We start from the raw sequence: 6,896 nt of genomic DNA on the forward strand, positions 1-6,896 counted from the left end.
GTTTCCATGAGCAGCCCTTCCACCACACCGGCGGCATCGCCGGCGTTCCCCGTGATCAGCGAGAAAGTCTCCGGGCGCACCTGGCTGGCGGTCGCCGCCGGCATGCTGGGCGCCTTCATGGCGGTGCTCGACATCCAGATCACCAACTCCTCGCTCAAGGATATCCTTGGCTCGCTGTCGGCCACCCAGGAAGAGGGCTCGTGGATTTCCACGGCCTACCTGGTGGCGGAAATTATCGTCATTCCCCTCACTGCGCTGCTGGCGCGCGTGTTCGGTCTGCGTACCTACATGATCGGCACCACTGCCTTCTTCCTGCTGTTCTCCACCCTGTGCGGTACGGCCTGGAACCTGGAAAGCATGATCGTCTTCCGCATGCTGCAAGGGTTCACCGGCGGCGCGCTGATCCCGATGGCCTTCACCCTGGTGATGCTCAAGCTGCCACCGTCGAAGCGCGCCGTCGGCATGGCCATTTTCGGCCTGACGGCCACCCTGGCGCCGGCCATGGGCCCGACCCTGGGCGGCTACCTTTCCGAGCTGTATGGCTGGCCCTCGATCTTCTACATCAACTGGGTGCCGGGCGTGCTGCTGATCGCCGGCATGATCTATGGCCTGGACAAGGAGCCGATGAAGCTGCAGATGTTCTGGAAGGCCGACTGGCTGGGCATCTTCTTCATGGCCCTGGGCCTCGGCTGCCTGACCATCTTTCTGGAAGAGGGCAATTCGAAGGACTGGTTCGACTCGGGTTTCATCATCACCTTCGCCGCGCTGGCCCTGGTGGGCATCCTGGGCTGGGTCGTCACCAGCGCCACGCGCGCCGAGCCGTTCGTCAACCTCGCTTTGTACGGCCAGCGCAATTTTCTGGTCGCCACCGTGCTGTCGGCCGTGACGGGCATGGGCCTGTACGGCTCGGCCTTTTTGCTGCCTTTGTTCCTGGGCCAGATCGCCGGCTACTCGCCGATGCAGATCGGTGAAGTGATCATGTGGGTAGGCTTGCCGCAGCTGTTCATCATGCCGTTCGTCGCCAAGCTGTCATCCGTGGTGGACAACCGCATCCTGTGCTCGTTCGGCCTGCTGCTGTTCGGCGGTTCGTGCATGATGAACGCCTACATGGACGCGTCGACCGGCTACGACCAGCTGCTGTGGTCGCAGGTGGTGCGCGCGCTGGGCCAGCCCTTCGTCATGCTGACCCTGTCGAACTTCGCCATGAAGGGCATCGCGCCGAAGGACATGCCGTCCGCGTCGAGCCTGTTCAACATGACGCGCAACCTGGGCGGCTCCATCGGCATCGCCCTGCTGGCCACGGCCCTGAGCACGCGCGAGCATTTCCACTCGCAGCGCCTGGGCGAGGCGATCAACGCATTTTCCAGCGCCACGCAGCTGCGCATCGACCAGCTGACGTCGTCGTTCATGGCCAAGGGCTTCGATTCGGTCACGGCCGGCAACCAGGCCTTGCAGGCGATTGACGGCATTGTGCGCCGCGAAGCGTATGTGATGGCCTACAACGATGGCTTCTTCCTCATCGGCGCCATCCTGCTGGCCTGCATCGTGCCTCTGTGGCTGGCCGACAAACTCAAAGCTCCCGGTGGCGGTGGCGGCGGTCACTGACCGTCCACAGCCCGCACGTGCAGCACCTCAAGAACAAGAAGGTAATCATCATGCAAACAGTATTGACGAAAATCGCGCTGGCCGCTTCCCTTGCCGTGGCGCTTGCAGCCTGCGGCACCGTGGGCCAGGATTTCACCGCACCGGCCAATGTGGCCGGCATCGACAACGCCGCCTTCCGCCACGGCGCCAGTGCGGCGGACGCCGCGCGGCTGCCGAAGCAATGGTGGAGCATCTACGGCGACGCCACCCTGAACCGCCTGGAACAAAGCGCGCTGCAGGACAACCCCGGCGTGAAAGCGGCGGGCGAACGCCTGCTGCAGGCGCTGGCGCAAAGCGGCACGGCGCGCGCCAACCAGGGTCCGAGCGTGAACCTCAGCACGGGCATCTCGAACTCGCGCACCTCGGCCAACACCTCGCAGGGCCTGGCCCTGGGCAACCGCTCGATCAGCGGGAATAACTTCTCGGTCGGCGGCTCGCTGTCGTACGAAGTCGACCTGCTGGGCCGCGTAAAGCGCATGGTCGAAGCGGCCGATTCGCAAGCGCTGGCAGCGCAGGCCGACCGCGACGGCGTGCTGCTGATGCTGTCGGCGCAAGTGGCCAGCAATTACTGGCAGCTGCGCGGCCTGGATGCGGAAATGGCCATCTTGAATGGCGCGCTCGACACGCGTCGCGAGTCGGCGCAGCTGGTCGAGGCGCGCTTCAATGCGGGCCTGACGAATGAGCTGGACCTGGCGCGCGCGAAGGTGGAACTGTCGAACGCGCAGGCCGACCTGCATGAAGTCAAGCGCCAGCGCAACCAGCTGGAAAACAGCCTGGCCACCCTGACGGGCAAGCCGCCATCGGCGCTGCAATTGCCGGTGGCTGCCGATCCATCGGCCCTGCCGCTGCCGCCAGGTATTCCTGTCGGCCTGCCCGCCAGCCTGCTGGCGCACCGGCCCGACCTGGTTTCCAGCGTGGCGGGCCTGCGCGCGGCGAATGCGCAGGTGGGCGTGGCCGAAGGCGCGTTTTATCCTTCGCTGCAATTGACGGGCAATTTCGGCTATGCGTCGGAAAAGCTGCGTGACCTGGCGCAGGGCGGTTCGCGCCAGTTCAGCTTTGGTCCGCTGGCCCTGTCCCTGCCGATCTTCGACGGTGGCCGCAACCAGTCCAATCTTGACCTGTCCAAGGCGCGCTATGCGGAAGCCGTGGCGAACCATGAAACCAAGCTGCTGACGGCCTTGCGCGAAGTGGAAGATGCCCTGTCGGACGTGGAGCAGCGCCAGTTGCAGGGCGATGCCCAAGCCTTGTCGCAGGCGGCCGCCGCGCGTGCCTACCTGGTGGCGCGCACGCGCTACGAGCGCGGCATCTCGACCTACCTGGATGTGACGGATGCGCAGCGCAGTTCCCTGGCCGCCGACCGCGCCGCCGCGCAGATCAAGACGCAGCGTTTGCTGGCGACGGTCGCCGTGGCCCGCTCTTTGGGTGCCGGCTGGCAGCCGGACGGCGAGTTGGCCAAGCTGGCGTCCGCACCCGCCGCGAAGGTCCGATAAGGGCCCTGGTTACGTGAGCGTGGCCGGTGGCGGTGGCGCCGCCGGCCCGTAGCGTTCCAGCAGAAAATCGATGAAGGTGGTCAGCTTGGGCGTGGGCTGGCGGTCGCGCGGATACAGCAGATGCATCAGCCGCGGCGCCGGCACGTAATCGTGCAGCAGCGGCACCAGCCGTCCCGCGGCGATATCGTCGGCCAGTAAAATCTCCGCCTGCATGACGATGCCGAAGCCGTGCAGGGCCGCCATGCGCAGCGCCTGCCCATTGTTCGAACGGAAGCGGCTCTCGACTGTCGCGCCATCGTGGCGCGCTTCCTTGTCGCTCAGGCGCCAGCGCATGTGGCGCGCCCACTGCATGAAATCCACGCACTCGTGCCGCGCCAGGTCATCCGGCGTGCGCGGCGTGCCATGTTTTGCCAGGTAGGCGGGCGAGGCGCAAATGACCATCGCGTAGTGCCGCAAGGGCCGCGCCACCATGCCGGAGTCTTCCAGCGCACCGATGCGGATGGCCGCATCAAAACCTTCCTCCACCAGATCCACCATCCTGTCGTTCAGGTTCAGTTCCACGCTCACGTCCGGATACGCGGTCAGGTAGTCGGCCAGCAGCGGCGCGATGCGTTCGCTGCCGAAGGACACGGGCGCCGTGATTTTCAGCTTGCCGCGCGGCGTGGCGCGCATCGCTTCGGCTCCCGTTTCCGCCGCCGCGATCTGCGCCAGGATCTGCCGGCACTGTTCCGCATATTGCCGGCCGATTTCCGTCAGGCTTTGCCGACGCGTCGTGCGCGCCAGCAATCGCGTGCCCAGCCGCTCTTCCAGCTGCCTGATGTGCTTGCCCACCATCACGGGCGAGATGCGGAAGGTCTCGGCGGCCGCAGTGAAACTGCCCTGGTCGACGACGGCGACAAAGATTTCCATGCTGCGCAGCTTGTCCATGGGAGTCGATTCCGAACTGTGGGTTGGTAATCTTGTAAATTCTAGCGTATTTATTCCTTTTTGGAAGCGGCGCATACTGGCTCCATCGTTCAACCCAGACAGGAAAACAGCATGAAAATCGTCATCATCGGCGCCAGCGGCACCATCGGCAAGGCCGTCTCGGCACAACTGGCGCAGCGCCATGAAATCATTGAAGTGGGCAGCCGCACGGGCGCGCACCAGGCCGACATGGGCGACATCGCGCAAGTGCGCGCCCTGTTCCAGCGCATCGGCAAGGTCGACGCCGTCGTCGTCACGGCCGGCAAGCTGCATTTCGGCCCGCTGGCCGAATTTACGCCTGAACAGTTCCAGCTGGGCCTGGACAGCAAACTGATGGGTCAGGTCAACGTGGCCCTGGTGGCACAGGAATACCTGAACGACGGCGGTTCGATCACGCTCACCAGCGGCATCGTGGCCGAGCAGCCGATCCGCTTCGGCGCGGCCGCCAGCATGACAAACGCGGCCGTGGAAGGCTTCGTGCGCGGCGCCGCCATCGAACTGGCGCGCGGCGTGCGCATCAATGCCGTCAGCCCCACGGTGCTGGAAGAATCGCTGGAAGCGTATGGCCCCTTCTTCTACGGCTTCGAGCCGGCCGCCGCCAGCAGGGTGGCGCTGGCTTACAGCCGCAGCGTGGAAGGCGCGCAGACGGGGCAGGTGTACAAGGTCTGGTAGAGCTGCCCTGCAGGCGGGGACGCAGGTGGATTACAATCGCAGGCTGAACAAGGAAGCGGCCGCGCCGTGACAGCGCGGGGCGCTTTCTTGCTGTGAACCATACACCGAGGCCCCATGAAAAACATCCTGATTCCCCTGCTGATGGCCGCCGCCGTCGGCAGCGCCTGCGCCGCGCCGCAAGCTGCGACGCCAGCGAAACCGGCCACCGCCGCCGAACTGACCAGCATGAGCGCCCGTTACGCGCCCGTCGCGCTGACCGCCGATACGGCGCACCTGTCCGCAGGCGACCGCCAGGCCATCGCCAAGCTGGTCGAAGCGGCCAAGCTGGTCGACGTGCTGCAATTGCGCCAGCGCTGGTCCGGCAACGAAGCGCTGTGGGCGGCGCTCAAGAAAGACAAGTCAACGCTGGGCCAGGCCCGCTTGAATTATTTCTGGATCAACAAGGGCCCGTGGTCGGTGCTCGACGCGCACGCCTCGTTCATGCCGGCCAGCTATGCGGGCATCGCCATTCCCGCGCACAAGCCGGAAGCGGGCAATTTCTATCCGCAGGGCGCCACCAAGGCCAGCGTGGAAGCGTGGATGAATGGTTTGCCGGCGGAAGACAAGCAGCAGGCGCAATGGTTCTTCACGACGATTCGCGCGGGCAAGGACGGCAAGTACCAGACCGTCAAGTATTCCGATGAATACAAGGTGGAGCTGAAGCAGCTGGCCAAATTGCTCGATGAAGCGGCGGCCGCCACGGACAACGCATCGTTGAAGAAATTCCTCACCCTGCGCGCCAAGGCCTTCCTCGACAATGACTATTTACCCTCCGACTTTGCCTGGATGGATCTCGATTCGCCCGTCGACATCACCATCGGCCCGTACGAGACGTACAACGACGAGCTGTTCGGCTACAAGGCCGCGTTTGAAGCGTATGTGAACATCCGCGACCAGGCCGAGACGCAAAAGCTGAATTTCTTCGCCAAGCACATGCAGGAGCTGGAAGACAACCTGCCGCTCGACGCCCAGTACCGCAACCCGAAAGTGGGCGCGCTGGCACCCATGGTGGTGGTGAATCAGGTGTATGGCGCCGGCGATGGCAACATGGCCGTGCAGACGGCCGCCTACAACCTGCCCAATGACGAGCGCATCATCAGCGCGCGCGGCTCCAAGCGCGTCATGCTGAAAAACGTGCAGGAAGCCAAGTTCAAGGCCACCCTGACGCCGATCTCGAAGCTCGTGCTGACGCCCGAAGCGCAGCAGGACGTGGATTTCAATTCTTTCTTCACGCACATCCTCGCGCATGAAATCATGCACGGCCTGGGCCCGCATGCAACCGTCGTCGACGGCAAACCATCGACGCCGCGCCAGGACTTGAAGGAAGCCTATTCCACCATCGAGGAAGCCAAGGCCGACATCACGGGCCTGTTCGCGCTGCGCTACATGATGGACAAGGGACAGCTGAACGATACCCTGGGCCAGGGCGACGCGGCCGAGCGCAAGCTGTACAACACCTTCCTTGCTTCGGGCTTCCGCACCCTGCATTTCGGCCTGACGGATTCGCATGCGCGCGGCATGGCCATCCAGATGAATTACATCCTCGACAAGGGCGGCTTTGTCTCGCTGGGCGATGGCAAGTTCGGCGTCGACTTCGGCAAGATCAAGCAGGCCGTGATCGACTTGGACCGTGAGTTCCTGACCATCGAGGCGACGGGCGACTACGCGCGCGCGAAAGAGCTGATGACCAAGTACGTGGTGATCCGTCCGGAAGTGCAGGTGGCGCTCGACAAGATGAAAGCCGTGCCGAACGATATCCGCCCGGAATTCGTCACGGCGCGCGCGCTGGACCAGGCGGCGAAGGCCAAACCATAAACAGTGTGGCAGGCAACTGTTGTCAGTGTAAAAAGCCGGTGCCACGTGAACTGAACCCCAAAAGTTGGACACCAACTTTTGGGGTTTTTCATGTCGAAGTACAGTGAGCAATTTAAGCTCAGCATTATCGAGCAATATTTGTCCGGTTCGGTAGGGTATAAACAGATTGCCGACAAGCACAATCTTCATCATTCAACTGTGAGATTGTGGATTAAATTGCATGCAGCGCATGGTATTGGCGGTCTGGTAAAAAAGTTCAGCCATTACAGT

Annotated in this window: 6 protein-coding genes; 5 read left to right on the plus strand and 1 reads right to left on the minus strand. The window is 63.7% G+C overall.

What is annotated here, in order from left to right; translation table 11 throughout:
* Positions 1 to 6 precede the first annotated feature (6 nt).
* Positions 7 to 1,605, plus strand: coding sequence for a DHA2 family efflux MFS transporter permease subunit (locus tag ACQ4WR_RS06515; RefSeq protein ID WP_102292671.1), 1,599 nt, complete (start codon positions 7 to 9; stop codon positions 1,603 to 1,605).
* A gap of 50 nt (positions 1,606 to 1,655) precedes the next feature.
* Positions 1,656 to 3,134: an efflux transporter outer membrane subunit gene (locus tag ACQ4WR_RS06520; RefSeq protein ID WP_436486077.1), complete on the plus strand. Its 1,479-nt coding sequence runs from the start codon at positions 1,656 to 1,658 to the stop codon at positions 3,132 to 3,134.
* 9 nt (positions 3,135 to 3,143) lie between these two features.
* Here the strand turns inward: ACQ4WR_RS06520 and ACQ4WR_RS06525 are convergent, their stop codons facing one another.
* A complete protein-coding gene (locus tag ACQ4WR_RS06525; protein WP_436486078.1) occupies positions 3,144 to 4,061 on the minus strand; it encodes a LysR family transcriptional regulator in 918 nt (305 codons plus the stop codon).
* 111 nt (positions 4,062 to 4,172) lie between these two features.
* Here ACQ4WR_RS06525 and ACQ4WR_RS06530 point away from each other — a divergent pair, with 111 nt between their 5' ends.
* The 3 genes from ACQ4WR_RS06530 to ACQ4WR_RS06540 form a co-directional block, all read left to right on the plus strand.
* On the plus strand, positions 4,173 to 4,772 hold the full coding sequence (locus ACQ4WR_RS06530) for a short chain dehydrogenase (RefSeq protein ID WP_102292669.1): 600 nt from the start codon (positions 4,173 to 4,175) through the stop codon (positions 4,770 to 4,772).
* 114 nt (positions 4,773 to 4,886) lie between these two features.
* Positions 4,887 to 6,626: a dipeptidyl-peptidase 3 family protein gene (locus ACQ4WR_RS06535; RefSeq protein ID WP_436486080.1), complete on the plus strand. Its 1,740-nt coding sequence runs from the start codon at positions 4,887 to 4,889 to the stop codon at positions 6,624 to 6,626.
* Between the two features lie 90 nt (positions 6,627 to 6,716).
* Positions 6,717 to 6,896: transposase (locus tag ACQ4WR_RS06540; RefSeq protein WP_436486082.1), on the plus strand; the 180-nt coding region annotated here is incomplete at its 3' end.

This window comes from Janthinobacterium amylolyticum, from assembly GCF_051380655.1.
Taxonomy (GTDB): Bacteria; Pseudomonadota; Gammaproteobacteria; order Burkholderiales; family Burkholderiaceae_D; genus Janthinobacterium.